This is a genomic window from Devosia sp. XK-2, assembly GCF_037113415.1.
GTDB lineage: Bacteria > Pseudomonadota > Alphaproteobacteria > Rhizobiales > Devosiaceae > Devosia.
Genome location: NZ_CP146608.1, coordinates 3,071,059 through 3,095,132, shown reverse-complemented (window position 1 = coordinate 3,095,132; position 24,074 = coordinate 3,071,059). Strand labels below are relative to the sequence as shown.

General features: G+C 60.9%; 23 protein-coding genes and 1 pseudogene. 15 read left to right on the top strand and 9 right to left on the bottom strand.

The features are described 5' to 3' along the window. Positions 1 to 46 precede the first annotated feature (46 nt). Positions 47 to 130, top strand: a pseudogene (locus V8Z65_RS15220) (UvrB/UvrC motif-containing protein); the annotation flags it as partial. A 268-nt stretch (positions 131 to 398) separates the two neighbouring features. Here the strand turns inward: V8Z65_RS15220 and V8Z65_RS15215 are convergent. Both V8Z65_RS15215 and V8Z65_RS15210 read right to left on the bottom strand, forming a co-directional pair. Next, entirely contained in the window at positions 399 to 791 is a 393-nt protein-coding gene (locus tag V8Z65_RS15215) for a MerR family DNA-binding transcriptional regulator (protein WP_338721004.1), read from the bottom strand. Further along, positions 788 to 2,503: a long-chain fatty acid--CoA ligase gene (locus V8Z65_RS15210; protein ID WP_338721003.1), complete on the bottom strand. Its 1,716-nt coding sequence runs from the start codon at positions 2,501 to 2,503 to the stop codon at positions 788 to 790. Before V8Z65_RS15210 ends, V8Z65_RS15215 begins: the two co-directional genes overlap by 4 nt. 383 nt (positions 2,504 to 2,886) lie before the next feature. On the opposite strand from V8Z65_RS15210, the gene V8Z65_RS15205 reads away from it, so the two are divergent. The 9 genes from V8Z65_RS15205 to V8Z65_RS15165 all read left to right on the top strand — a co-directional run bounded on the left by V8Z65_RS15205 (position 2,887) and on the right by V8Z65_RS15165 (position 14,501). Further along, entirely contained in the window at positions 2,887 to 5,352 is a 2,466-nt protein-coding gene (locus tag V8Z65_RS15205) for an acyl-CoA dehydrogenase (RefSeq protein ID WP_338721002.1), read from the top strand. A gap of 143 nt (positions 5,353 to 5,495) precedes the next feature. Beyond that, positions 5,496 to 7,457, top strand: coding sequence for a 3-hydroxyacyl-CoA dehydrogenase NAD-binding domain-containing protein (locus V8Z65_RS15200; protein WP_338721001.1), 1,962 nt, complete (start codon positions 5,496 to 5,498; stop codon positions 7,455 to 7,457). A 13-nt stretch (positions 7,458 to 7,470) separates the two neighbouring features. Then, positions 7,471 to 8,757: an acetyl-CoA C-acetyltransferase gene (locus tag V8Z65_RS15195; protein WP_338721000.1), complete on the top strand. Its 1,287-nt coding sequence runs from the start codon at positions 7,471 to 7,473 to the stop codon at positions 8,755 to 8,757. Beyond that, positions 8,754 to 8,912 carry a hypothetical protein gene (locus V8Z65_RS15190; protein ID WP_338720999.1) on the top strand — a complete coding sequence of 53 codons (159 nt, stop codon included), beginning with the start codon at positions 8,754 to 8,756 and terminating at the stop codon, positions 8,910 to 8,912. Before V8Z65_RS15195 ends, V8Z65_RS15190 begins: the two co-directional genes overlap by 4 nt. Positions 8,913 to 9,225: 313 nt before the next feature. Continuing rightward, positions 9,226 to 10,839: a peptide ABC transporter substrate-binding protein gene (locus tag V8Z65_RS15185; protein WP_338720998.1), complete on the top strand. Its 1,614-nt coding sequence runs from the start codon at positions 9,226 to 9,228 to the stop codon at positions 10,837 to 10,839. Between the two features lie 97 nt (positions 10,840 to 10,936). After that, positions 10,937 to 11,860, top strand: a complete 924-nt coding sequence (locus tag V8Z65_RS15180) for an ABC transporter permease subunit (RefSeq protein WP_338720997.1) — start codon at positions 10,937 to 10,939, stop codon at positions 11,858 to 11,860. After that, positions 11,860 to 12,780 (top strand): ABC transporter permease subunit, encoded by a 921-nt coding sequence (locus V8Z65_RS15175; protein ID WP_338720996.1) that lies wholly within the window; start codon positions 11,860 to 11,862, stop codon positions 12,778 to 12,780. The genes V8Z65_RS15180 and V8Z65_RS15175 overlap by 1 nt, the downstream gene beginning before the upstream one ends. A 12-nt stretch (positions 12,781 to 12,792) precedes the next feature. Then, positions 12,793 to 13,635 carry an ATP-binding cassette domain-containing protein gene (locus tag V8Z65_RS15170; RefSeq protein WP_338720994.1) on the top strand — a complete coding sequence of 281 codons (843 nt, stop codon included), beginning with the start codon at positions 12,793 to 12,795 and terminating at the stop codon, positions 13,633 to 13,635. Beyond that, positions 13,632 to 14,501, top strand: coding sequence for an ATP-binding cassette domain-containing protein (locus V8Z65_RS15165; RefSeq protein ID WP_338720993.1), 870 nt, complete (start codon positions 13,632 to 13,634; stop codon positions 14,499 to 14,501). The genes V8Z65_RS15170 and V8Z65_RS15165 overlap by 4 nt, the downstream gene beginning before the upstream one ends. 12 nt (positions 14,502 to 14,513) lie before the next feature. Here V8Z65_RS15165 and V8Z65_RS15160 read toward each other — a convergent pair whose 3' ends face one another. Continuing rightward, the gene (locus tag V8Z65_RS15160; protein ID WP_338720990.1) at positions 14,514 to 14,999 is read right to left on the bottom strand and encodes a response regulator; all 486 of its coding nucleotides are present in this window, start codon (positions 14,997 to 14,999) and stop codon (positions 14,514 to 14,516) included. Positions 15,000 to 15,243: 244 nt separating this feature from the next. Between V8Z65_RS15160 and ykgO the strand changes: the two genes are divergently transcribed. From ykgO to V8Z65_RS15145, 3 genes are all read left to right on the top strand, one after another. Further along, positions 15,244 to 15,369 carry a type B 50S ribosomal protein L36 gene (ykgO, locus tag V8Z65_RS15155; RefSeq protein WP_046105532.1) on the top strand — a complete coding sequence of 42 codons (126 nt, stop codon included), beginning with the start codon at positions 15,244 to 15,246 and terminating at the stop codon, positions 15,367 to 15,369. Between the two features lie 360 nt (positions 15,370 to 15,729). Next, a complete protein-coding gene (locus V8Z65_RS15150) occupies positions 15,730 to 16,140 on the top strand; it encodes a hypothetical protein (protein ID WP_338720989.1) in 411 nt (136 codons plus the stop codon). Positions 16,141 to 16,182: 42 nt separating this feature from the next. Next, positions 16,183 to 17,022, top strand: a complete 840-nt coding sequence (locus tag V8Z65_RS15145; RefSeq protein ID WP_338720987.1) for a DUF6544 family protein — start codon at positions 16,183 to 16,185, stop codon at positions 17,020 to 17,022. Between the two features lie 80 nt (positions 17,023 to 17,102). On the opposite strand, the gene V8Z65_RS15140 is transcribed toward V8Z65_RS15145, so the two are convergent. The 3 genes from V8Z65_RS15140 to V8Z65_RS15130 all read right to left on the bottom strand — a co-directional run bounded on the left by V8Z65_RS15140 (position 17,103) and on the right by V8Z65_RS15130 (position 19,889). Continuing rightward, complete coding sequence (locus V8Z65_RS15140; RefSeq protein ID WP_338720986.1) at positions 17,103 to 17,783, bottom strand: L,D-transpeptidase; 681 nt, start codon at positions 17,781 to 17,783, stop codon at positions 17,103 to 17,105. Positions 17,784 to 17,907: 124 nt separating this feature from the next. After that, positions 17,908 to 19,347 (bottom strand): pyruvate kinase, encoded by a 1,440-nt coding sequence (pyk, locus tag V8Z65_RS15135; protein WP_338720985.1) that lies wholly within the window; start codon positions 19,345 to 19,347, stop codon positions 17,908 to 17,910. Next, positions 19,344 to 19,889 (bottom strand): DUF1036 domain-containing protein, encoded by a 546-nt coding sequence (locus V8Z65_RS15130; protein ID WP_338720984.1) that lies wholly within the window; start codon positions 19,887 to 19,889, stop codon positions 19,344 to 19,346. Before V8Z65_RS15130 ends, pyk begins: the two co-directional genes overlap by 4 nt. A gap of 274 nt (positions 19,890 to 20,163) precedes the next feature. Between V8Z65_RS15130 and V8Z65_RS15125 the strand changes: the two genes are divergently transcribed. Further along, positions 20,164 to 20,427, top strand: coding sequence for a DUF2312 domain-containing protein (locus tag V8Z65_RS15125; RefSeq protein ID WP_061907597.1), 264 nt, complete (start codon positions 20,164 to 20,166; stop codon positions 20,425 to 20,427). Positions 20,428 to 20,442: 15 nt separating this feature from the next. On the opposite strand, the gene V8Z65_RS15120 is transcribed toward V8Z65_RS15125, so the two are convergent. After that, positions 20,443 to 20,670: a flagellar basal body rod C-terminal domain-containing protein gene (locus tag V8Z65_RS15120; RefSeq protein ID WP_338720983.1), complete on the bottom strand. Its 228-nt coding sequence runs from the start codon at positions 20,668 to 20,670 to the stop codon at positions 20,443 to 20,445. Positions 20,671 to 20,753: 83 nt separating this feature from the next. Continuing rightward, positions 20,754 to 21,464 (bottom strand): aspartate/glutamate racemase family protein, encoded by a 711-nt coding sequence (locus tag V8Z65_RS15115; RefSeq protein WP_338720982.1) that lies wholly within the window; start codon positions 21,462 to 21,464, stop codon positions 20,754 to 20,756. Positions 21,465 to 21,613: 149 nt separating this feature from the next. Between V8Z65_RS15115 and V8Z65_RS15110 the strand changes: the two genes are divergently transcribed. Further along, positions 21,614 to 22,075, top strand: coding sequence for an Lrp/AsnC family transcriptional regulator (locus V8Z65_RS15110; RefSeq protein WP_338720981.1), 462 nt, complete (start codon positions 21,614 to 21,616; stop codon positions 22,073 to 22,075). A gap of 48 nt (positions 22,076 to 22,123) precedes the next feature. Here the strand turns inward: V8Z65_RS15110 and dxs are convergent, their stop codons facing one another. Next, on the bottom strand, positions 22,124 to 24,052 hold the full coding sequence (gene dxs / locus V8Z65_RS15105) for a 1-deoxy-D-xylulose-5-phosphate synthase (RefSeq protein ID WP_338720980.1): 1,929 nt from the start codon (positions 24,050 to 24,052) through the stop codon (positions 22,124 to 22,126). Positions 24,053 to 24,074: the final 22 nt, after the last annotated feature.

The window sequence follows — 24,074 nt, the reverse complement described above, 5'->3', positions numbered from 1 at the left end:
GGAATTGGCTATGTCGTCTCGGACCAATCATCAGCGCCTTATGGCGCTGGAAAAGCAAATGGATGCCGCAGCCGCCGCTTTCGATTTCGAGCAGGCCGCGGCATTGCGCGATGAGATTGCCCGCCTTCGTGGCGAAGCGGACGACATTGTGGGCCAGCCGCCGCCAGGACAGATGGGGCTGGGGTCCAATGCCCCGGTGCGCGAGCCGCCCAAGGGCTGGGTAAAACCGAAAAAGCCCAATCTGATGACGAATAACCACAAAGGGCGCAAAGAGCGCTAGATCATTTCACCGTTTCGTCGAAACGCTGAAACTACCCTAAGCTCTTGTTTTATCGCGTTTCCGATCCACGGGTCGTAGCCCGAGGAGCAAAACCGTCGCCACTTTTGCTGGAAACGCTCTAGCCGGTCTTTTGCAGCCGTTCCTCGGCCAATTGCTTGATTTCGCGCAGTTCGCGAATGGTGGTTTCGAGGTCGTCGCGCTGGCGCTCGAGCAGGGCCAGGCGTTCGTCCACCTTGCCGGCAAGCAGGCTGACCTGTTGAGTGCGGTCGGCGTCGTAGAGGCTCAAATAGTCGGAAATGTCGCGCAGGGTGAAGCCCAGGCGCTTGCCGCGCAGAATGAGGATGAGCCGCGCGCGGTCGCGCTTGCGGAAAACGCGGGTCGCGCCGACACGCTCGGGGGAAAGCAGGCCCTTGGATTCATAAAAGCGGATGGCTCTGGTCGAAATGCCGAACTCGCGGGCGAGGTCGGCTATGGCGAACAGATCCTGGTTTTCGGATGATCTGGTGGTCACGATTTCGAGGCTTTCATCTGGGCATATTCCTCGCGTAGTTCCTTTTTGGAGAGCTTGCCGATCAGCGTCTTGGGCAGGTCCTGCTTGAAAACGATCTGTTTGGGCATTTCAATCTTGTTGAGCTTTCCGGTCAGGAAGGTCTTGAGCTCGGCTTCGCTGACGGTGTGGTCATGCTTGAGTTTGACGAAGGCCACCGGTGCTTCGCCGCGATATTCATCGGGCACGCCGATGACATTGACCTCTTCCACAGCTTCATGGGCCATCACCGCTTCCTCGATCGTGCGCGGATAGACATTGAAGCCCGAGCAGATGATGAGGTCCTTGATGCGGTCGACAAGGAAGACATAGCCGTCCTCGTCCATATGGCCCACATCGCCGGTGCGCAGCCAGCCATCCATGAAGGCGTTGCTGGTGGCCTCTTCATCCTCGAAATAGCCGACCATGACCTGGGCGCCCTTGACCTGCAATTCGCCATTTTCGCCGATGCCGACGACTTTTCCCGAATCCACATCGACAAAGCGAATATCGGTCCCGGGCAGGGGCAGGCCGATGGACATGGATTTGTTCAGGCCATTGAAGGGGCCGCAACAGACCACCGGGGAGGCCTCGGTCAGACCGTAACCCTCCACGAGCTGGGCCGAGGATTTGCGGGCAAAAGCGCTGCGCAATTCATTGGGCAAAGCGGCACCGCCCGAAACGATCAGTTCGATGCTGGACAGAAGCTCGCGCGTCGCCATTTCGCTATTGGCCAGCGCCGAAATCAATGTGGGCACAGCCGGCATCAGATTGGGCCGCGAGCGCCGGAGCAAAGACAGGAAACCCTTCATCTCGAAGCGCGGCATCATATAGACCGTCATGCCGGCGGCCAGCGGCATGTTCATGCAGGTGGTCATGGCGAAGATGTGGAAGAAGGGCAAAATAGCGATGGCCTTGTTGCCCGGCTTGAACAGGCTGGCAAACCACTTGGTGGATTGGGACACATTGGCCGCCACATTGGCGTGGCTGAGCAAGGCGCCCTTGGGAATACCGGTGGTGCCGCCGGTATATTGCTGGACGGCAATGTCGACGTCCCGATCGATAGCCACCGGCGCCGGGCTGTCCTGGCGGTTCAGCATGGCCTGGAACCATGTGACGGTATGGGCCTGAGGCGAGCGTCCGATATCGGCCAGATCCCCGCGCTTGACCAATAGATAAAGGACCTTCTTGACCAGGGGCAGGGCGGCGGGGAAATGCGCCACGATCAGCTTTTTGACATAGCCGGCGGCCACAAGTGCCTCGGCCTTTTCGAACATCAGCTTGAGATCGAGCGTTACCAGAACATCGGCGCCGGCATTGGAGGTGATGTGCCCCAATTCGGAAACGGTATAGAGCGGATTGCAATTGACCACCGTGCCCCCGGCCCGCAGCACGCCATAATAGGCGATCGGGTAGAAAGGCGTATTGGGCAGCATGAGAGCAACGCGACTGCCCTTGGTGACACCGAACTGGCTTTGCAGCGCTCCGGCAAAGGCCAGGATCTCTTCTGCCAGTTCGCCATAGGTCATGGCGGAGCCCAGAAAATCGAGTGCAACGGCATTTGGATGGCTGGCACAGGATGCCAGGACCTGCTCGTGCACTGGCGTGGTATCGATGTGATCGTCCCAGACAATGCCCTTGGGATAGGTGGCGATCCAGGGGCGAAGGCTTTCGTGGCCGGTGGCTGGCGTGTCCATTGTTTTCTCCTCCCAATGCCGAACGGGCAAATGGGCGTTCCCGTTTTTGGATGCAGCGGGTCTGTGTCGACCCGGCGCTCTATCGGCGCCTTGGCTGTCATCGAGCGGAAATTATTCCACTTGTTTACGTTAGCGTCAATTCGGTGCCGAAGCGATTTGGATCACGTCTGGGCGACCTCGACCCGGCGGACGCTTGGGGCACTAAAAGGCATTTAGTTGACGTATGCGTCAATCTAGATAAACTGCCTTCAACAATTCCCCATGGCCGCGTTAAGGTGGGCTGCCATGCGGGCGGGCCGAACCTCTTGGGTGGCCCGGCATTTGATTGAAGGCGGCCATGGACCGGGAGCTGGTTCTGAGGTCGTATGAGGAGGATGTGGGCAATGACCCTGCTGCTGGTTGCAATCAGTCTTGTCTTGTTCGGCGCGCTCGCCATGCGGGAAAGCCCCCTCTGGCAATGGGGCGCCGGCTTTGTGGCGGTCGGTATTCTGTCCGGCCTCGACTTCACCCAGGGCGGTGCGGTCTACGGCCTTGGCTGGTTCTCCTATGTGCTGATCGGTTTGGGCGTGGTCCTGCTGCTCCTGGCGGTCAAGCCGATCCGCATGACCGTGTTGACGCGGCCCGTCTATGGAGCTGTCAAATCCATATTGCCCAAGGTCAGCCGCACCGAGCAGGAAGCGCTCGACGCCGGCACGGTGGGTTGGGATGCCGAGCTGTTCTCCGGCCGTCCGGACTGGGACAAGCTCACCAATATTCGTGCCTTGACGTTGACTGAGGAAGAACGGGCCTTTCTTGAAGGGCCGGCCGAAACGGCCTGCTCGATGATCGACGATTGGGACATAAGGCACAATCGCGCCGACCTTAGCCCTGAGCTTTGGCAGTTCCTCAAGGACAAGGGTTTTCTGGGCATGCTCATTGCCAAGGAGCATGGCGGATTGGGCTTTTCGGCACAGGCGCAGTCGATGATCGTGTCCAAGATCGCCAGTCGTTCGGTCGCGGCGGCGATTACCGTCATGGTGCCCAATTCTCTGGGGCCGGGCGAATTGCTGGAAAAGTACGGCACGCCGGCGCAGAAGGAGAAATATCTCCATCGCCTGGCCAATGGCCAGGAGGTGCCCTGTTTTGCGCTGACGGGGGTGCATTCGGGGTCGGATGCGGGCGGCATGCGCGATATCGGCGTAGTCACCAAGGGCATGCATAACGGGCAGGAAGTGCTTGGCGTGACCCTCAGCTTCGACAAGCGCTATATTACTTTGGCGCCGATCGCGACGCTTGTGGGGCTCGCCTTCATCCTCAAGGACCCGGACAATCTGCTCGGCCGCGGCCAGGATATCGGCATTACGCTGGCGCTGATCCCGCATGACCATCCAGGTCTTGATATCGGGCGCCGCCACTATCCGGCCCGCCAGGCCTTCATGAACGGTCCGGTGCGCGGCAAGGATGTGTTCATCCCGATGGACTTCCTGATTGGCGGCACCGATTACGCCGGGCAGGGTTGGCGCATGCTGATGGAATGCCTGTCCACCGGGCGCGCCATATCGCTGCCGGCGATCGGCACCACCTCGATCAAGCAGACGCTGCGCGCGACTTCGGCCTATGCGCGGGTGCGGCGCCAGTTCGGCATTCCAGTCGGGATCATGGAAGGTGTGGCCGAGCCGCTCGGCGAGATGGTCAAGCGCGCCTATATGTTCGAGGCCACCAGACGCCTCACTGCGTCTATGGTCGACGAAGGCCAGCGCCCCGCCGTTATTGCGGGCCTGCTCAAATACACGACCACCGAAGCCATGCGCGACAGCATGGACGATGCCTTCGACATTCAGGGCGGCCGCGCCATCCAGGACGGGCCGGGCAATTATCTGTTCGGCGCCTATCAATCCATGCCGGTGGCGATCACGGTGGAAGGCGCCAATATTCTCACCCGCACGCTGATGACCTTTGCCCAGGGCGTGCTGCGCGCCCATCCCTATCTCCTCAAGGAAATCCAGGCGGCGCAGAACAAGGATCGCAAGGCCGGTCTCAATGCCTTTGACGCCGCTTTCGGCGGTCATACCGGCTTTATGCTGCGCAATATCGTGGCGAGCTTCCTGCATGGCCTGACCAATGGCAATTTCGCCTCTTCGCCCAATGAGGGGTCGATGGCGCGCTGGTATCGGCGCCTGCACCGCTATAGCCAGGACTTTGCCCTGGTGGCCGACTGGACCACGGTGGTGCTGGGCGGCGCGCTCAAGCGCAAGCAGAAGCTTTCGGGTCGCATGGCCGATATTCTGGGCGATCTTTACCTCATGTCCGCCACGCTCAAGCGCTTCGAAGAAGAGGGCTCGATTGCCGAGGACAAGGAATTGGTCGAAGCGATCCTGCGCGACCGGATCGCCTCGCTCGAGGCAACCTTCGCCGAAGTCTTCGCCAATTTCCCCAATCCGGTCTTTGCCTGGGCCATGCGGTTCCTGTGCTTCCCGCTGGGTCGCCATGCCAAACCGGCTTCGGACAGGGTCAATTACCGTTTCGTGCGCGCGGTGCTGCGGCCCGGCAGTTTCCGCGACCGCTTGACCACCGGTGTCTATGTTTCGATGGACCCCAATGACGTCACAGGCGTTCTGGAAGACGCATTCCGCAAGGTGACCGAGGCCGAGGACATCGAAGCCAAGTTCATCAAGGCATCCCGCAAGGGGGTTATCGAGCGCAGGCTGGACCGGGATGCCATTGCCGATGCAGTGGCGGCCGGGGTGCTGAGCGACAATGAGGCGGGCATTATGCGCGCCGCCGACGAGGCGACCAATCGGGCCGTGCATGTCGATGATTTCGAGATGGATGTGCTCAAGGAAACGGCGCCAAGAGCGGCGGCGGAGTGAACATTGCAGGCTGAGCCTGCGCCTCCCTCCCCCTTGAGGGGAGGGAATGAGGGTGGGGGTGGTTATGTGGGTCACGGAGGGACCCCCACCCCCGACCCCTCCCCTCAAGGGGGAGGGGAGGGAAAGAGTTCGAGGACACAATCATGATCGCCCCACAGGCAACCGATACGAGGCATTGGAGCTTTCACACCGATCTTGAAAAGATCGGCTGGCTGGTGATCAACACGCCCGAAGCCTCGGTGAATACGCTGAGCCGCGAGGCCATTATGGAGCTCGAAACGCTGGTGGCGCGTTTTGAGGACCTGGCCAATTCCGGCGAACTGGTGGGGGTCGTCATCCTTTCGGGCAAGGATAGCGGTTTTATCGCCGGGGCGGATGTGTCCGAATTCGATGCGATGAGCGATTTTTCGGTCCTGCCCGAGGCCTTGCGGCGGACCCATGCGCTGTTTGCGCGGATCGAGTCGCTGCCTGTGCCCGTGATTGCCGCCATTCATGGCTTTTGTCTGGGTGGAGGGCTGGAGCTGGCGCTGGCCTGTCACTATCGCATCGCGGTCAACGACGAAAAAACCCGCATTGGTTTTCCCGAGGTCAATCTGGGCATTTTCCCTGGCTTTGGCGGGACGGGCCGCTCGATCCGGCAGGCCGGGCCGGTCGATGCCATGGGCATTATGCTGACCGGCAAAATGCTGCGCGCCGGCGCGGCGCGCGGTCTCAATCTCGTCGACAAGCTGGTGCGTCACCGCGACATGCTGCACTGGGAAGGTCGCAAGGCCGTGCTGTCCAAGCTCAAGTCTACCGAAGCGGGCTGGACCAAAAAGCTCATGGCGCTGCCGCTGGTGCGCGAGGCGGTCGCCAACCAGATGCGCAAGCAGGCCGGCAAGAAGGCGCGCAAGGAGCACTATCCGGCGCCCTATGCGCTGATCGACCTGTTCGAAAAGCATGGCAATGACTGGCGGGCGATGATCCGGGGCGAGGTGGATGCCTTTGTGCCATTGATGGGGTCGCCGACGGCCAGCAATCTGCGGCGTGTGTTCTTCCTCTCCGAGGGCCTCAAAAAGCAGGGTATCAAGGGCGCGAAATTTTCCCGCGTGCATGTGATCGGCGCCGGGGTCATGGGCGGTGATATCGCGGCCTGGTGTGCCTATCGCGGTATGAGCGTGACGCTGCAGGACCTCGATATGGAGCGCATTCAGCCCGCGCTCGATCGGGCCAAGAAACTGTTTCAGAAGCGCTACCGGAAGAAGCGGGAGGTCGACGCGGCCATGCTGCGCCTGACCGCCGATCCCAAGGGTACCGGCGTGAGCCGGGCCGATGTGATCATCGAGGCGGTCGTTGAAAAGCTCGAGGTCAAGCAATCGATCTTCAAGGGCGTTGAAGACAAGCTCAAGCCGGGCGCGATCCTGGCGACCAATACCTCTTCGATTGAACTGGAACGCATCGCCGAGGCGCTCAAGGACCCGGCGCGGCTCATCGGCCTGCATTTCTTCAATCCGGTGGCGCAGTTGCCGCTGGTCGAAGTCATCCGCTCGACATTCAATAGTGACGAAGAAATCGGCAAGGGTGCCAGCTTTGCCCAGGCCATCGGCAAAAGCCCCGTGGTGGTCAAATCGGCCCCCGGTTTCCTCGTCAATCGCGTGCTCATGCCCTATATGCTGGGCGCCGTTGAGCGGGTGGAGAAGGGCGAGAGCAAGGAACTGCTCGACGCCGCCGCGGTGGCGTTCGGCATGCCCATGGGGCCGATCGAATTGATGGATACGGTGGGGCTTGATGTGGGCAAATCCGTCGCCACCGAATTGGGCCATGAAGTGCCTGCGGACAGCAAGTTCGCGCGCCTGATCGCCGAGGGCAAGCTCGGCCGCAAGACTGGCGAAGGCTTCTACAAATGGGAAAAGGGTAAGGCGCAGAAGGGTGAAACACCTTCCCATCCAGACCTTGCCGGATTGGGCAAGGAACTGGTCAAACCGCTGGTCGATATGACCGAAGTGGTGGTGGCCGAAGGCGTCGTCGCTTCCCCTGAACTGGCCGATATCGGCGTCATTATGGGCACCGGCTTTGCCCCCTTCCTGGGTGGGCCGATGAAAGCCAGGGCCGATGGCCGCGCGTAAGAGGAGAACATCAATGACCGAACTCAAGCGCGTTGCCATTGTCGGCTCGGCCCGTATTCCCTTTGCGCGTGGCGGCACCGCCTATGCGGATGAAACCAATCTCTCCATGCTTGGCACAGTACTGGGGGCTCTGGCCGACAAGTTCGGCCTTAAGGGCCAGAAGGTGGATGAGGTGATCGCGGGGGCTGTGATCAATCATTCGCGCGATTTCAATATTGCCCGCGAGGCACTGCTCGATGCGGGCCTTAGTCCTCGCACGCCGGGCACGACAATGCAGATTGCCTGTGGCACGAGCCTGCAAGCGGCCTTGGTATTGGCGGCCAAGATTGCCACGGGCCAGATCGAGAGCGGTATTGCCGCCGGTTCGGATACGGTTTCGGACAGTCCGATCGTCTTCGGGTCAAAATTCCAGCATCGTCTGCTCAGCGCCAATGCGGCCAAGACGACCGGGCAGAAGGTCAAGGCTTTCACCAAGGGTTTTTCCTTTGGTGAGCTGGCGCCGGTGGCGCCTTCGGTCAATGAACCGCGCACCGGCCTCTCCATGGGGCAGCATTGTGAATTGATGGCCCGGGAATGGGGGATCGGCCGGCAGGAGCAGGATGCGCTGGCCGTGACCAGCCACCGCAATGCGGCAGCGGCCTATGACGAGGGCTTCCATGACGACCTCCTGGTGCAATGCGCAGGGCTGGTGCGGGACAATAATGTGCGAGCCGATGCCAATATGGACAAGATGGCGACGCTCAAGCCTGCCTTCGATAAATCCAGCGGCCATGGCACGCTGACAGCGGGCAATTCGACGCCGCTGACGGATGGCGCTGCGGCCGTGCTGCTGGCCAGCGAAGACTGGGCCAAGGCGCGTGGGCTGCCCATTCTGGCCTATATCACTACGGGACGGGTGGCCGGCAACGACTTCGCCCATGGCGAGGGGTTGCTGATGGCGCCGACCATAGCGGTTTCCGAAATGCTGCAAAAAGCCGGACTCGGCTTTGCCGATATCGACTATTTCGAGCTGCATGAGGCCTTCGCCGCGCAAGTGCTGTGCACGCTCAAGGCCTGGAAAGACCCGGTCTATTGCAAGGACGTGCTGGGCCGCGAAACAGTGATGGGCGAAATCGATCCGGCCAAGATCAACACCAAGGGCTCGAGCCTTGCCTATGGCCACCCCTTTGCGGCGACGGGCGCACGCATTCTGGGCCTGACCGCCAAACTGCTCGAGGGTCAGGTGAACAAGAAAGCGCTGATTTCAGTGTGTACGGCAGGTGGCATGGGCGTGGCAGCTTTGGTAGAAAGCGCCCAATGAGCGACAATGTGATCAAATTTCGGCGGCCCGAGAAGAAATCGGAGCCGCCGGTGAAGAGGCCCCGGGGGCCATTGCCGGGCTGGTTGCCCTTTGCCGTGTTGCTGGGCGTGGCAATTGTGATCTTTTTTGTGCAGAGCGGTGGCTCGCCCGGCTGATAGGCAGTGAGGCGAAATTAGGAACGGCTTGCGCTGCGCAGGCGCCTGCTGCCATACCGTAGTATCAGAATCCATATGGCCTGTAGTTGGCAAAAATTCATGCCTCAGAACAGTCTGGCCGCAGGACGTTCGCTTTCAACCTGCCGATGACGTTTAGGTCAATCTTTCACTTGTCAGTGGACGGATTTGCGTAATACCGTCCACCAATCTTGACCGTCAGGTAAAACTTGGCGGCGAAGAAGAATGAGCTGCCCGTCATCAAAGGCAGCCAGTCAGAGAAACGTCAAGAATTCCACAAGGAGATGGGACGAGAATGAAGATCACCACAGCCCTCAAGGCGGTGACAACCGCGGGCGCGTTTGCGCTGATGATGAGCACCGCGGCTTCGGCCGTGACGCTGCAGATGCACAATGGCGGTGACCCCGGTTCGCTCGATCCGCACAAAGTGTCCGGCGACTGGGAAAATCGTGTCGTTGGTGACTATATCGAAGGTCTGGTGACCGAAGACGCCGAGGCCAAGCCGATCCCGGGACAGGCCGAAAGCTGGGAAATCTCGGAAGACGGCACCGTCTATACCTTCCATCTGCGCGACGAAGCGATGTGGACCGATGGTACGCCAGTGACCGCGGGCGACTTCGTGTTCGCCTTCCAGCGCCTGATGGACCCGGCGACCGCCTCGGACTACGCCTATCTGCAATATCCGATCAAGAATGCCGCCGCGATCAATTCGGGCGAGATCACCGATTTCGACCAGCTCGGCGTCAAGGCCATCGACGACAAGACGCTCGAGATCACGCTGGAGGCGGCGACCCCGTTCTTCCTGGACGCGCTGACCCATTACACCGCCTATCCGGTGCCCAAGCACCTGGTGGAAGAATATGGCGATGCCTGGACCGAAGTGGAGCACATCGTCGCCAATGGTCCCTATAAGATCGTCGAGTGGCTGCCCGGTTCCTATGTCCGTTCGGAAAAGAACGAGGACTATTACGCAGCCGATAGCGTGCAGATCGACGAGGTCTACTACCACGTTCTCGAAGATCAGGCCGCCGCGCTCAACCGCTACCGCGCGGGCGAGTTCGACATCCTGACCGACTTCCCGGCCGACCAGTATTCCTGGATGGAAGAAAACATTCCCGGTGAAGCCCATGTCGAGCCCTTCCTGGGCGTTTACTATTATGTGATCAACCAGGAAAAGGCGCCCTTCGACGACGTGCGCGTCCGTGAAGCCCTCTCGATCTCGATCCTGCGCGACGTGATCGGCCCGGATATTCTGGGCACCGGCGAATTGCCGGCCTATGGCTGGGTGCCGCCAGGCACCGGCAATTATGTCGAAAACGCCTATCACCCCGAATGGGCTGATATGAGCTATGAAGAGCGTGTGGCAAAAGCCACCGAGCTGATGACTGAGGCCGGTTACGGCCCGGAAAATCCGCTCGATCTGCAGCTGCGCTACAACACCAATGACAACCATCAGCGCATCGCCGTGGCGATTGCCGCCATGTGGGAGCCGATCGGTGTGAAGGTCGAGCTGTTCAACTCCGAAGTTGCCGTCCACTACGATGCGCTGCGCGCTGGTGACTTCCAAGTCGGCCGTGCCGGCTGGCTGCTCGACTATAACGATCCGTCCAATACGCTGGATCTGCTCAAGACCGGTGTCGAGCAGGAAGGCACGATGAACTGGGGCAATAATTACGGCCGCTATTCGAACGAAGAGTTCGACGCGCTGCTGGCCCAGGCGTCCTCCGAGCAGGACCTCGTGGCCCGCGGCCAGATGCTGGCCGATGCCGAAAAGATCGCCATGGACGAGTTCGGTGCGATCCCGATCTACTGGTATGTGTCCAAGAATGTCGTGAAGCCCTACATCACCGGCTTCGAAGACAATGCCAAGGACATTCACCGCACCCGGTGGCTGACCAAGTCGGAATAATCCCGAACCAAATCGTGGGGCCTTCCGGCCCCACGAGCTTTTCTCCGGTGTGGCGCGCAGTGGACGCAGCGCCCCGGACAGCGAAGGCCAAAACTCAATGCTCTCATACGCTTTTCGGCGCGTGCTCTCGGCCATCCCGATTGCACTGATCGCCGTTACAGTCTGTTTTTTCATCCTGCGCCTGGCGCCCGGCGGTCCGTTTGACGGCGAGCGCGCGCTGCCACCCAATGTGCTGGCCAATCTGCGCGCGCATTACAATCTCGATCAGCCGCTGATCAATCAGTATTTCATTTATATCTGGCGGCTGCTGCATGGCGATCTGGGCCCGTCCATGGTGGTCGAGGGCTTCTCGGTCAGCCGGCTGATCGCCATCGGCTTCCCCTTCACGCTGACCTTGGCGCTGACCGCCTTCGTGATCGCGACGGCGATCGGCGTATTGGCGGGCATGTTCGCCGCCGTCAACCAGAACAAGTGGCCCGATTACGTGCTGGTGCTGCTGGTCATGGTCGGTGTCATCATCCCGAACTTCCTCATGGCGGCGCTGTTGCAGCTCTGGTTCGGTGTTTATCTGGGCTGGTTCCCTGCCGGTGGCTGGGTTACGGGCAGCTGGATGCATCTGGTCCTGCCGGTCACGGTGCTGGCCTGGCCGCATGCGGGGCGCATCAGCCGGCTGATGCGCGGCTCGATGATTGAAGTGCTGGGCTCCAATTATGTGCGCACGGCGCGCGCCAAGGGCCTGGGTGAGCGGATCGTGATGGCGCGCCATGCCATCAAGCCAGCGCTGATCCCGGTCGTGTCCTATCTCGGGCCGGGCCTGAGCTACCTGCTGACCGGCTCGCTGGCCGTGGAGCAGGTTTTCGGGCTGCCCGGCATCGGCAAGTATTTTGTCACCGCCGCGCTCAACCGCGACTATGGCATCGTCCTAGGCACGACCATTCTCTACATGTTCATCATTCTTGCACTCAATCTGATCGTTGACCTCGTCTATGCCTGGCTCGATCCCAAGGTGAGGTATCGCTGATGCCCGGTATCACGGGAAAAGATCAGGTGCTGTCGAGCTATGCCGACAAACTGTCGGTGCTGGACGCGCCCAAGGGCCGCTCGCTGACGCAGGACGCGCTGCGCCGGTTGACGCAGAATAAGGCCGCCGTGCTGTCCATCGGCGTGCTGGTGCTGATCGTTCTGGTCGCTTTTATCGGCCCCTATTTCGTGCCCTGGAGCTATTCCCAGGTCGATTGGAGCAATATCCGCAAGCCGCCCAATTTCGAGGCTCTGCATTATCTGGGCACCGACCAGAATGGGCGCGACATGCTCGCCCGCGTGCTGCAGGGCACGCAGATGAGCCTGATCGTGGCGGCCGTGGCCACGCTGGTCTCGGTATTTATCGGGGTCATCTATGGCGCGGTGGCCGGCTATTTCGGCGGCCGAGTGGATGCGGTCATGATGCGTATCGTCGATGTGATGTATGCGCTGCCCTATATCCTGTTCGTCATCATCCTGGTGGTGATGTTCGGGCGCAATCCGGTGCTGCTGTTCGTGGGTATCGGGGCCATTGAATGGCTGACCATGGCGCGTATCGTGCGCGGGCAGACATTGACCTTGAAAGAGCGGGAATTTGTCGAGGCGGCCCGCGCCAGCGGCGCCAAGCCCTTTGCCATCATCATGCGGCATATCGTGCCCAATCTCACCGGCCCCGTGGTGATCTATGCCACGCTGACCATTCCTGAAATCATCATCGCGGAGAGCTTCCTCTCTTATCTGGGCCTTGGTGTGCAGGAGCCGCAGACATCGCTGGGAACTCTCATTTCCGCCGGTGCGCCGGTGGCTGAGGTCATGCCCTGGCTGCTGCTGGCGCCGGCCGCCGTGCTGGTCACGCTGCTGTTCTGCCTGACCTATATCGGCGATGGCCTGCGTGACGCACTGGACCCCAAGGATCGGTAGGAAGCGAAATTCATGGCTTTGCTAGAAGTTAAAAACCTCAAGGTCGATTTCGATACCCAGGACGGTGTGGTCCATGCGGTGCGCGACCTTTCCTATACGCTGGAAAAGGGCAAGACCCTGGCCATTGTGGGCGAAAGCGGATCGGGCAAGACGCAGGGCGCATTCGCCATTCTGGGCCTTTTGCCCAGGAATGGTCGGGCGTCCGGTTCGGTCATGTTCGACGGCAAGGAAATCCTCAACCTGCCGCTCAAAAAGATCAACCAATACCGCGCCGAGCGGATCGGGATCATCTTTCAGGACCCGATGACTTCGCTCAATCCCTATCTGCGCATCTCGCGGCAAATGACCGAGGTGCTCGAGCACCACAAGGGCATGAGCCACAGCGCGGCCCTGGCCGAAAGCGTGCGCTTTCTCGATGCGGTGCGCATTCCGGACGCGAAAAATCGCGTCCATATGTATCCGCACGAATTTTCCGGCGGCATGCGGCAGCGCGTGATGATTGCCATGGCCCTGCTCTGTGGGCCCGAACTGCTGATCGCGGACGAACCGACCACGGCGCTCGATGTGACGGTACAGGCCGAGATTATCGATCTTCTGGTCGACCTGCAGGAGGATTTCGGCGCCTCGATCATCCTGATCACCCATGATCTGGGGATCGTGGCGGGCACTTGCGAGGATACGCTGGTGATGTTCAATGGCGAGGTCATGGAATATCGCAAGACCGAGGCGCTGTTCGCCAATCCCGAGCATCCCTATACGCAGGGGCTGCTCGCGGCGGTGCCGCGGCTCGACAAGAAGGTGGAGCGCCTCTCCACCGTTTCCTACGAATTCATGGCCGGAGTTCACCAAGCATGAGCGAGAAAGAGGTCATTCTCGAGGTGCGCAATGTCTCGGTGCATTTCGACATTCCCAGCGGCGGCCTGTTTGGCGGCCATAAGGTGCTGAGGGCCGTCAAGGATGTGTCGTTCGACCTGCATGCCGGCGAGACGCTGGGCATTGTGGGCGAAAGCGGCTGTGGCAAGTCGACCCTGTCGCGCGCCATCATCCGGCTCATTCACGCCTCGGGCGGTGAATCGAAATGGATGGGCAAGGACATCCTCAAGATGAGCCCCAAGGAACTGGTGGGGCTGCGCAAGGATATCCAGATGATCTTTCAGGATCCGCTGGCCTCGCTCAATCCCCGCATGACGGCCGGCGCCATCATCGCCGAGCCGCTGCGCATTCATTATCCGGAAATCGGCAAGGCCGAGCGGATGATGCGGGTGGCCGAAATGATGCAGAAGGTCGGCCTGACACCAAATATGATCAACAAATATCCGCACGAATTTTCGGGTGGCCAGTGCCAGCGTATTGGCATTGCACGGGCCCTGATCACCAGGCCCAAGCTGATCGTTTGCGACGAGGCGGTATCGGCACTCGATGTGTCCGTGCAGGCCCAGGTCATCAATCTGCTGATGGACCTGCAAAAGGAATTCGGCGTCTCGCTATTGTTCATCGCCCATGACATTGCCGTGGTGCGCCATATCGCGCAGCGCATCATGGTGCTTTATTTCGGCGAGGTGGTGGAAATCGGCGATAGCGAGCAGGTCGTAATGGACCCTCAGCACGACTATACCAAAAAGCTCATTGCCTCGGTGCCGGTGCCCGATCCGAAAGAGGAAATGAAGCGGCGTGAGGAGCGCCGCCGGCTGCGGCGCGAGGCCGCTACGGCAGCAGCCTGAGCGCTGCAGTGACTATCGGGAGCGCCTGTCGGCGTTCCCGACATCCTGGGATCGACGCCGCCGATCGGGGCCGACATAGCCGTCGGCCTCCACAAAGGCGCGCGGATTGGCGGCAATGCTGTCCAGCCGCATTTTCAGGTGATTGGCAGCGAAAGGCTTGCGCAGGAATTCGGTGACGCCGGCATCGCGCGCGGCGGCAATGCGGCTGGCATCGGGCGCCGCGGCCATCATGATGACGGGAACCAGCCGGTTGGGATTTCCCGTATCGGCGCGCAGGCGCCTGACGATTTCGACCGCATCGGGCTTGGCGATCATGTCATCGATGATGATCAGATCGAAGGTGTGGCGGCGCAGGTGCAGTTGCGCCTGCATGACGTCACAGGCCTCACGGATGTCCCGGCGCCCCAGGCTGCGCAACATGCCGGCCACCAGGGCTGCCATATTGGTCTGTGGGTCGATGATGAGTACGCCTTTGCTGGCGGTCTGTTCGCTGGCCATGGCGGAGTGTTCTTTGTGTGTCGGGTCCAACGTCTTGCTTTGTCGCGCTTCTGAACCGCAAAACCGTTGCCACTTTTGCTAGAAGCGCTCAAGAATAGCCTTGGCGGATAACCCTTACGTTAACGCCAAGAGAATGGGGAAAACTGGCGCGATTGCGCGTTGACAGCCTCGGTCTCTTTCCTTATGAAGAGGCCAGTTTTCGGGCGCCTTGGCGCCCCTTTTGTTTGACCGAGGATTTGGAAAGATGAAGATCCGCAACTCGCTGAAGGCGTTGATGACTCGCCACCGCGCGAACAAGCTCGTCCGCCGTCGCGGCCGCGTTTACATCATCAACAAGGTGGACAAGCGCTTCAAGGCCCGCCAGGGCTAAGCGTTTCCCCAGTTTCGACTTTTGAACAAGGCCCGCATGCAAGTGCGGGCCTTGTTGGTTTTTGCACTGGCAATGGCGGTTGCTCGGGAATTGGCCGGAGGAGCATGCGCGGCAATCCAGAGGCGCATTTGCTCCGTTGGATCGCCGGGCCAGTGCGGCGTTAACTCAAGAGAAAGAGAGTTACATCAAGCACTTGTCTATGGCCGCCGGAAGGCAATAGGGTCCGCCATCTTCTTCGGCGTCACTAGCTATGCTCTCAAATGTCTTGAAATACAGGGCCCACGGATCGATCCGCGGTCTCACTGACATGCGAGCATTGCTGCCTTTGCCCGATCCTGCCCTTGCTGCGGGGAGATGGTGATGACCAGGATCACCATGTATCCCAGCCGCACGATCAGCTTCACCATCGGCCGGCCCTATAGCGAGGTCTATGGGTTTCTCTCCCAGCCGCGCAATCTGAGCCGGTGGACGAAGGGGCTGCTTGTGGGACCGATCGAGCCGGTTGGGCCGAATGTCTGGCGAACCGATTTTGGCGGGGAGGTCGTCGACCTGCATTTTACCCCTGACAATGCCTATGGCGTGCTCGACCTGGAAGTGCGCAGCCAGACCAAGGCCATCCGCCGCTATTATGTCCGGCTTTTTCCTAATGGCGAAGGGGCCGAACTGTGCGTGACCGTCATGCAGCGGGCGGGCGAAAGCGATGTGGAGTTTCAGTCAGAAGTGGAATGGCTGCGCAGCGACCTTGGTATTCTCAAGTCGTATCTTGAGTAAAAGCTTGTTGAGTGCGCAATCGCCCCGTGGTGAGATTGCTTCATGTGGAAGCTTGTTCTGCTCGCTCTGGCTTTGCTTGCCGTTGCTGTGGTCGCGGCAGCATATTGGTCCTATCGGCAGGCCAGTTCGGCGGCCGAGCAGGCCTTTGTAGCCATCGGCTCGCATGCCCAGACCGAACCTGACGCCTATGATCCATCAATGGTGGCGGACCTGCCGGAGGTAGCACAGCGCTACTTCAGCCATGCGATAGAGATCGGAACGCCCCTGCACACCACAGTGCAGCTGCAGATGCAGGGCCAGTTCCTTTTGGGAAGCCCACAGGACCACCAGACTTATGCGATGACGGCCCGGCAGATTTTGGCGCCGCCGTCAGAGTTTGTGTGGATTCCCACCTTGCGTTCGGGCCTGATCCGCATCACCGGGTCCGATGCGCTGGTGGAGGGCGAGGGCTGGACGCGCTTCTGGATCAATTCGCTCGTGCCGGTTGTCAATGAATATGCTTCGGCCGACCTCAATCGCTCGGCGCTGACCCGGGCGGCCATGGAGGCGATATGGGCCCCGGCCAGCCTTTTGCCGTCCAACGGGGTTGAATGGTCGCAAACCGGCGTGAATTCGGCTCGCGTGACATTCCCGACGGGCATCGAGCCGATCGACATGACCCTTGGGCCGAACGGTGCCGTTACGGAGATATTTTCCATGCGCTGGAGCAACGAGAATGCTCAAAAGAGCTTCCGGCTTCAGCCATTTGGCGGGACGGTGGAAGCCGAGGCACGCTTTGCCGGCTTCACAATTCCGAGCCGGGTCAAGATGGGCAACCATTATGGGACTGAAGACTACCTGCCGTTCTTCCAGGCCGAGGTGACGGACGCAAAATTTCAGTGAGCGCGAACAGCGGAACTGTGGGCCGGCGGCATGTCGATGCGGCCACCGGGGAGTCGTGGCGCGGGCCCTCGTTTACTCCATCAGGCCTTGAGCACGATCACCTTGGTATTGACCGGTGTGCGGGCATAAAGGTCCATCATGTCCTGGGTGAGCAGGCCGATGCAGCCGCTTGAAATGCCCTTGCCGATCGTTTCAGCCTGGCGGGTGCTGTAGAGCGTATAGAGCGTGTAGCGCCCGTCCTGATAAAGATAGAGCGTGCGGGCACCCAAGGGATTGTCGAGACCGGGCGCCATGCCGCCGGCATATTTGGCGACTTCGGGTTGCCGCTCGATCATTTCCCTGGGCGGGGTCCAGACCGGCCATTCGGCCTTGCGGCCAATATAGGCCTCGCCATTCCAGAGGAAGCCGGCACGGCCGACGCTGACGCCATAGCGCGTGGCGACATTGTCACCCTCGATACGATAGACGTAGTGATTGCGCGGATCGACAATGATGGTGCCGGGGGCCTCGGCGCTGTCATAGCGCACCGTCCGCCGCCAATATTTCGGATCGACCTTGTTGAGGTTGACCGCTTCGATGGGGAAGCGCTCTTCGGGCAGGGGGCCGTAAACCTGTTCTGCCTCAGCCATGGTCAGGGCCTTGATGGTCGTGCAGCCGGCCAGGGCCAAAGTGCCCATACTGGCAGCCGAACCCAAAAGGAAGGCCCGGCGTCCCATCGCATTAACCGACCGAACTGCAGCCTCTGCCTCATTTGCGTGCATGACGCTCATCCCCTGTTTGCCTGGGCCCGATCCTGATCCTTGTCAGCCAAGGCTGCAAGCGGCGGCAAAAAAAGAAGGCCCCGATTTGCTCGGGGCCTTCGGCAATGGTGCAAGTGGGTCACACTTAGCTCGAGCCGGCACCATCCTGGCGCACGAAGGCGATGCGCAGCATATTGGTGGCGCCGGGTGTGCCCAGCGGTACGCCGGCAGTGATGGCAATGCGGTCGCCGGGGCGGGCAAAGCCTTCTTGATAGGCGATGACACAGGCGCGATCGACCATGTCTTCCAGGTTCACCGCGTCCTCGGTCTGTACGCAATGAATGCCCCAGACCACCGAAAGGCGGCGAATGGTCCTGAGATTGGGCGAAAGGGCAATGATGGGTTTGCTCGGCCGCTCGCGGGCGGCGCGAATGCCGGTCGAACCAGAGGCCGTATAGGTGACGATGGCCGCCAGATCGAGGGTTTCGGCCACCTGGCGGGTCGCCGCCGAGATGGCATCGGCCGCCGTGGCTTCCGGCTCGGTCTGTGCGGCGCGGATAATGTTGCGATAATTGCTGTCGCTTTCCACCGCCACGGCCACCTTGGCCATGGTGCTGACGGCCTCGACCGGATATTGGCCCGAGGCGCTTTCGGCCGAGAGCATGACCGCGTCGGCGCCTTCGAACACGGCGATGGAGACGTCGGAAACCTCGGCGCGCGTAGGCACGGGTGCCGTGATCATGCTTTCGAGCATCTGGGTGGCCACCACCACCGGCTTGCCGAAGCGGCGGCACATGCGGATCATGCGCTTTTGCAGGCCCGGGACCTGTTCGAGCGGCAATTCCACGCCCAGATCGCCACGCGCTACCATGATGGCGTCGGAGAGCTTGACGATCTCCTCGAGCCTTTCGATGGCCTGAGGCTTTTCGATCTTGGCCATGACGCCAGCGCGGCCCTGGACGATCTTGCGGACATCGATGATGTCTTCAGGGCGCTGCACGAAGCTCAGGGCGATCCAGTCGACCTCGGCCTTGAGGGCCTCAAGCAGGTCGGCATGGTCCTTCTCGGTCAGGGCGCCGGTGGGTAGCAGCGTATCGGGCAGGGACACACCCTTTTTGTCGCTGAGCTTGCCGCCATAAATGACTTCGGTCTCGATCGCGCCATTGCCGACCTTGGTGGCCTTCAATTGCAACTTGCCATCGTCGAGCAGCAGACGGTCTCCGACCGAGACGCTTTCGATGATTTCGGGATGCGGCAGGTAGACCCGCTCGGCATTGCCCTGGTCATTCTGCTCGCTGTCGAGCGTGAATTTCTGGCCGGCGACGAGATTGACCGCGCCCTCGGCAAATTTCCAGACGCGCAGCTTGGGGCCCTGCAGGTCGGCGAGAATGCCAATGGGATGCCCCAGACGCGCCTCTACCGCGCGGATGCGCCTGACCGTCTGGTGCAGCAGATCGTGGCTGGCGTGGCTCATATTGATGCGGAAGACGTCAGCACCGGCCTTGGCCAGTTCCTCAATCATTGTCTCCTCGTGGCTGGCAGGCCCGAGGGTGGCTAGGATCTTTGCGCGTCTGATCCGTCTCATTGCGTGTCCATACTGTCTGGCGTTAGGGGCTCGTCAGGGTCGACCAGAAAGGCCGGATCTTCGAGATTTTCGCCCAGATCCGGTCCAACAATGCTCGGTGCGCCCGCACTTTCGGTGAGCTGCAGCGTCCAGTCGGTTCGGTTCTGTGTATCGATTTCAAAGAACCCGGTGCGCTCATAGCCCCGGGCGAGGCAATCCTCAACCCCGAATATTGTGAAGGTTTCGTCACGGGTGCACATGAAGACCTGACCGTCCCAGGCGCCGCCGCCGATATCGTCCACCGCGTAGAGATAGTAGAAGCGGCGCTGCAGGTCGCCCTGATAAAGGGTGCGGCAATCACCCGGAGGGGCCTGCCACCAGCCTTCGCTCATCCAGCCGCGTTCGGCGCGGTAGCCCAGGGCCACCGAGACCAGATTGGCGGTCTCGTTGCAGACGCGCAGTTCGGCCCGTGCCGGCGTGGCCATGGCCAGAAGGCCGCCAAAGGCGGCGAGCAGCAGGGTCGAGCCAAGACGGATGGGGTTCACCATTGCGCTGGAAATCACCGGAAAACGTGCCCTTCTTTGATCGTATGGAGGGGGAGAGGTCAATGGCTAAAGCCACGATTTGACGGAATTGCGGGCATGACGGATGCGATGGCTAGAAAAGCGGCGAATGTCAGGTTCGGCTTGGTTTTCCACCCGGGTGCCGGAGGGTGTGGATTGCCCGATAAAAGGGTTGAACCGGGCTGGGGCTTAGGGTTGATGGGGCCAGACAATTCCCGTTTCGTTTCATGCCGGCATCACTGATGGGTGAGACGGCCGCCAAAAGAGGTTCACCATGGCTGTTGAGGATAGCGTCGCACAGGATCAGTTGCGTGCCTTCATTGAGCGCATCGAGCGCATGGAAGAAGAAAAGGCCGCCATTGCCGCCGATATTAAGGAAATCTATGCCGAGGCCAAGGGCAATGGCTTTGATACCAAGATTCTTCGCAAGATCGTCACCATCCGCAAGCAGGACGCCAATGAGCGCATGGAGCAGGAAGCGCTGCTCGAGCTTTACATGTCTGCTCTGGGCATGGTCGAAGCACCGCCCGAGCGCTAAGGCGCGGCCGCTTTTCTAGACCAGGATATCGAGCAGGGCCTGCGACATGTCGCTGGCCACGCCTGCCACTTTGGCGGAAGCCTTAAAGTCATTCCGAGCCTGGATGACATTGACCATTTCGGTGGCTACATCCACGTCATTGCCCTCCACGCTGATGCGGGCAATGCGGCTGGCGCTTTGCTCAAGCTGAGCGCTGGCACGGTGCATGCCGGTGGCGGCGATGGAAATGCTGGAAATGGTCATGATAGAACCTGATGCTTCGCATCCAGCAAGGCGGCAAATTCCTCAATAAATCCTTAGGTCGGCGGGCGAAAAGCCGATCAAGATCAGGCGGCCTGAGCGGCGCTGTCTCCCAAGGCAAAGCGGATGGCGGCGTCGGCATGAATGGTGGTCGAGTCATAGCCAGGCAGGGCAAGCGCATCGGCTTCGAGCAGTAGACCGATTTCGGTGCAGCCGAGAATGACCGAATCTGCGCCCTGCGCCTTGGCGCGGGCGATGATGTCGCAATAGGCGACCCTAGCCTCGCCGCGCACCTGGCCCTGGCAAAGCTCGTTGAAGATGACGTCGTGTACCACCTGCCGTCCAGCCTGATCGGGCACGATGACGTCCAGGCCCAGAGCCTTCATGCGGTCAGTATAAAAACCATGCTCCATCGTATAGCGCGTGGCCAGCAGCAGGGGGCGGGTGCGACCATCGGCGCGCAAAGCCCTGGCCGTCTCGGTGATGATGTCGATCAGCGGCACGCTCGCCATGGTCGCGACCGGTTCGGCGACCAGATGCATGGTATTGGTGCAGATGAGGATGCAATCGGCGCCTGCCATGGCCAGGCCCGCGCCCGCCTTACCCAGCAGCGCGCCGGCCAGGTCCCAGCGTCCGGCCTTTTGCAGGGCGACAACTTCGCTGAAATCGAGCGAGCGCATGGCGATCTCGGCCGATGCAAGGCCTCCGCGCAAACGCCGCACCTCCTGGTTGAGGTGGCGATAATAGACGGCGGTCGATTCCCAGCTCATCCCGCCGATCAGGCCGATGGTCTTCATGTCCTGTGTCCCTCCAGATCGAGCAGAGTGTGCGACAGATCGAGCGCACAGGGAGCGCCGAGTTCGTGTGTTTCTGACTGAAGCGCGCGTCTGAATTGCGCAAAATTAAAAGGATGCGCTAGAATTCTGCGCTGCCGGAGGTATTGGCCATGTTGGATGAGCGTGATCGCAGGATATTGAGCTTGCTGCAGGCCGATGCGGACAGGCCGGTCAATGAGATTGCCGAGCTGGTCTCACTATCTGCTTCGGCCTGTTCGCGGCGGATCGCGCGCCTCAAAGAGGATGGTTTCATCACGCGGACGAGGGCGGAGCTGGACCGGCACAAATTGGGCCTGCCGACGACGGTCTTCGTCATTGTACGCACGGGTAGCCATGCGGCGGACTGGCTGGAGAAGTTCCATATGGCCGTCGGGGCCATTCCCGAAATCGTCGAAGTGCACCGGTTGACCGGCAATTTCGACTATATCCTGAAGGTCGTGCTGCCCAATGTCGAGCACTACGACGTTGTCTATAAGCAGCTCGTCAGCCGTATCGAGCTGTTTGACATGTCGGCCTATATTTCGATGGAGACGGTCAAGACGACGCAGGGATTGCCGACGAATTATGCCTGAATAGGGGCGGCTTCCCCCTCCCTGGCCTGGACCGGGAGGGGTGTCGGGTCAGACCTTTGCCAAAGCCGCCTGCATGGCGGCTTGGTCATAGCCGAGCGCGGTGAGGGCGGCGGCGACGATGCCGGCGCGATCGAGACCGGCAGCGGCATACATGTCGGCTTGCGTGGCGTGTTCGACAAAGGTGTCGGGGATCATCAACGGGCGGAAGCGCAGTTTGCCGTCGAGCAGGCCATTGCTGGCAAGGAAGGTCGCGACATGGCTGCCGAAGCCGCCGAGGCCGCCTTCTTCGGTCGTGACCAGAACGTCGTGCGCACCGGCCAGCGAGGCGATCAGTTCCTCGTCGAGCGGTTTCATGAAGCGGGCATCGGCAATGGTGGGATTGAGGCCAAGCGCCGCCAATTTATCGGCGGCGGCCAGCACTTCGCCCATGCGGGTGCCATAGGAGAGCAGGGCAATCGTGGCGCCTTGCCGGATGATCCGGCCCTTGCCGATGGGCAGGATTTCGCCGCGCTGGGGCATGTCGACACCCAGGCCATCGCCGCGCGGATAGCGGAAGCTGATCGGGCCCTTTTCATAGGCGGCGGCGGTCGCCACCATATGGCGCAGTTCGGCTTCATCGGCTGCAGCCATCTGCACTATGCCGGGAATGGCACCGAGATAGGCATTGTCGTAATTGCCGGCATGGGTGGGGCCATCGGCGCCGACATAGCCGGCCCGGTCGATAGCGAAGCGCACCGGCAGGCCCTGAATGGCCACGTCATGGATGACCTGGTCATAGGCGCGCTGCAGGAAGGTCGAATAGATGGCGCAAAAGGGCTTCATCCCTTCGGTTGCCATGCCGGCTGCGAAGGTGACGGCGTGCTGCTCGGCAATGCCGACATCGTAGATGCGGCTGGGGAACAGCTCGGCGAATTTGTCGAGCCCGGTGCCTGAGGGCATGGCTGCGGTCACCGCGACAATGCGCGGATCAGCCTCGGCCTCCTGGATCAGGGTGGAGGCAAAGACCGAAGTATAGGAGGGTGCATTGGAGGGGGCCTTGGCCTGGGCCCCGGTAATGACGTTGAATTTGGAAACGCCGTGATATTTGTCGGCCGAATTCTCGGCCGGCGCGTAGCCCTTGCCCTTTTTGGTCACGGCATGGATCAGAATAGGGCCTTTGCCGAAATCCTTGACGTTGTCGAGAATGGCCAGCAGGTCATCGAGATTGTGACCATCGATGGGGCCGACATAGTAAAAACCGAGCTCTTCGAACAAGGTGCCGCCGGTGAAGAAGGAGCGGGCGAATTCCTCGGTCTTGCGGGCCGGCTCGTGCAGGAATGGCGGGAGCTTGGAGACAACGGCCTTGGCCGCCTCGCGGGTGCCGCGATAGACGGGGCCGGACACCAGGCGGGCCAGATAGGTGCGCAGGGCCCCCGTGGGCGGGGCGATCGACATGTCATTGTCATTGAGAATGACAATGAGGCGCGCATCCATGGCGCCGGCATTGTTCATGGCCTCATAGGCCATGCCTGCCGACATGGCCCCATCGCCGATGACAGCAATAACATTGCGTGGCTTGTCGAGATGTTTGCTGGCCTCGGCCATGCCGAGCCCGGCCGAAATCGAGGTCGAGGAGTGGCCGGCGCCGAAGGGGTCATATTCGCTTTCGGCGCGGCGGGTGAAGCCGCTCAGCCCGCCCTTTTGCCGCAGCGTGCGCATGCGGTCGCGACGGCCGGTCAGGATCTTGTGGGGATAGGCCTGGTGCCCGACATCCCAGATGATGCGGTCGTGCGGGGTGTCGAACACGGCATGGAGGGCCACTGTCAATTCGACCACGCCCAGGCCGGCGCCCAGATGGCCGCCGGTTACTGAAACGGCGTCGATCATTTCTGCGCGCAGTTCATCGGTCAGCTGCCGCAAATCCTGACGCGGCATAGCGCGCAGATCGGCCGGTGTCCGGATCATGTCGAGCAGTGGCGTGTCAGGCTTGTTGGCCAAGCGTATCCCCGTCAATCATCTG

What these genes read in the sequence shown, in the direction of transcription:
- V8Z65_RS15150 (WP_338720989.1), top strand. Translation starts at nt 15,730, where the DNA reads ATGACCAGGATCACCATGTATCCCAGCCGCACGATCAGCTTCACCATC.
- V8Z65_RS15120 (WP_338720983.1), bottom strand. Translation starts at nt 20,670, where the DNA reads ATGACCATTTCCAGCATTTCCATCGCCGCCACCGGCATGCACCGTGCC.
- V8Z65_RS15195 (WP_338721000.1), top strand. Translation starts at nt 7,471, where the DNA reads ATGACCGAACTCAAGCGCGTTGCCATTGTCGGCTCGGCCCGTATTCCC.
- V8Z65_RS15140 (WP_338720986.1), bottom strand. Translation starts at nt 17,783, where the DNA reads ATGCACGCAAATGAGGCAGAGGCTGCAGTTCGGTCGGTTAATGCGATG.
- V8Z65_RS15115 (WP_338720982.1), bottom strand. Translation starts at nt 21,464, where the DNA reads ATGAAGACCATCGGCCTGATCGGCGGGATGAGCTGGGAATCGACCGCC.
- ykgO (WP_046105532.1), top strand. Translation starts at nt 15,244, where the DNA reads ATGAAGATCCGCAACTCGCTGAAGGCGTTGATGACTCGCCACCGCGCG.
- V8Z65_RS15205 (WP_338721002.1), top strand. Translation starts at nt 2,887, where the DNA reads ATGACCCTGCTGCTGGTTGCAATCAGTCTTGTCTTGTTCGGCGCGCTC.
- V8Z65_RS15200 (WP_338721001.1), top strand. Translation starts at nt 5,496, where the DNA reads ATGATCGCCCCACAGGCAACCGATACGAGGCATTGGAGCTTTCACACC.
- V8Z65_RS15165 (WP_338720993.1), top strand. Translation starts at nt 13,632, where the DNA reads ATGAGCGAGAAAGAGGTCATTCTCGAGGTGCGCAATGTCTCGGTGCAT.
- V8Z65_RS15210 (WP_338721003.1), bottom strand. Translation starts at nt 2,503, where the DNA reads ATGGACACGCCAGCCACCGGCCACGAAAGCCTTCGCCCCTGGATCGCC.
- V8Z65_RS15180 (WP_338720997.1), top strand. Translation starts at nt 10,937, where the DNA reads ATGCTCTCATACGCTTTTCGGCGCGTGCTCTCGGCCATCCCGATTGCA.
- V8Z65_RS15190 (WP_338720999.1), top strand. Translation starts at nt 8,754, where the DNA reads ATGAGCGACAATGTGATCAAATTTCGGCGGCCCGAGAAGAAATCGGAG.
- pyk (WP_338720985.1), bottom strand. Translation starts at nt 19,347, where the DNA reads ATGAGACGGATCAGACGCGCAAAGATCCTAGCCACCCTCGGGCCTGCC.
- V8Z65_RS15185 (WP_338720998.1), top strand. Translation starts at nt 9,226, where the DNA reads ATGAAGATCACCACAGCCCTCAAGGCGGTGACAACCGCGGGCGCGTTT.
- V8Z65_RS15160 (WP_338720990.1), bottom strand. Translation starts at nt 14,999, where the DNA reads ATGGCCAGCGAACAGACCGCCAGCAAAGGCGTACTCATCATCGACCCA.
- V8Z65_RS15145 (WP_338720987.1), top strand. Translation starts at nt 16,183, where the DNA reads ATGTGGAAGCTTGTTCTGCTCGCTCTGGCTTTGCTTGCCGTTGCTGTG.
- V8Z65_RS15175 (WP_338720996.1), top strand. Translation starts at nt 11,860, where the DNA reads ATGCCCGGTATCACGGGAAAAGATCAGGTGCTGTCGAGCTATGCCGAC.
- V8Z65_RS15125 (WP_061907597.1), top strand. Translation starts at nt 20,164, where the DNA reads ATGGCTGTTGAGGATAGCGTCGCACAGGATCAGTTGCGTGCCTTCATT.
- V8Z65_RS15170 (WP_338720994.1), top strand. Translation starts at nt 12,793, where the DNA reads ATGGCTTTGCTAGAAGTTAAAAACCTCAAGGTCGATTTCGATACCCAG.
- V8Z65_RS15110 (WP_338720981.1), top strand. Translation starts at nt 21,614, where the DNA reads ATGTTGGATGAGCGTGATCGCAGGATATTGAGCTTGCTGCAGGCCGAT.